Genomic DNA, 780 nt, shown 5'->3' on the forward strand with positions numbered 1-780 from the left:
CTGAGGTTTCCCCATATTTTCATATCCGGATCGCCATGTTTTGACTGGCCTCAGGCGAGAGTTGGCGGAGCGTTTCCAGCATGGCCCGTAGAGGATGCATGAGCCACCTTCGCACCAGCGCTTCGCGTCCCAGCCGGACCAGGCTGTACAGCCGTCGCGAACTTGAATGGGGATTGAGTTTGTCCTGCGCGTCGATCGCCTCGGCTGCCATGCCTGCCAGCCAGGAGACGAACATCGCCAGCGCATGCAGAAGTAGCAACACTTCAATCCGCTCGCGCTTGCGGGTCAAACTGTCCTCGTAGCCATGCCCGTCACGATGGGACTTGAGATCGCGGAAGCTCAACTCGATCTGCATACGCCGACGGTACGCCGCCACGATCTGCGGCACCGTCATCCCGTGCAGGGATGGTGAAACAGCCAGCAGCCAGGGCTCGGCCTCGCGGCGGGCACATTGCCGGCTGTGTTTGTTGCGACGTCGCGCGCCCTTGAGGGTCGTGTGTCGGCGGCCCTGAGGTGCTCTGGTGTGGAGCACCAGCCGCGCCTGTATCGGTGCGCTGCGTACCAGGTCGAACAGTCCCAGGTCGCGGGCATGCGCCGGTCGAACCAAGCCGTGAAGGGCGCGGCAAGGCATCCACTGATCCGGATGATCCTCGACCTCGACCGGCTTGAGATAGGTGCGATGGCGCAAGCGGGTGATCCAGTGCCAGCCCATCGCCTCCACCGTCCGGCACCACGGGGCGCGGAACCCGGCATCGGTCACCAGGATCGGCCGGCTGTCCG

General features: G+C 64.2%; 1 protein-coding gene. It reads right to left on the reverse strand.

Annotation, left to right across the window (positions count from 1 at the left end; translation table 11 throughout):
* Positions 1 to 19: 19 nt before the first annotated feature.
* Positions 20 to 780 (reverse strand): IS4 family transposase (locus tag CSC64_RS13815; RefSeq protein WP_162435908.1); only part of this gene is annotated, 761 nt, incomplete at its 5' end.

The sequence above is a fragment of the Pseudoxanthomonas koreensis genome (assembly GCF_010093225.1).
Classification (GTDB): domain Bacteria; phylum Pseudomonadota; class Gammaproteobacteria; order Xanthomonadales; family Xanthomonadaceae; genus Pseudoxanthomonas; species Pseudoxanthomonas koreensis.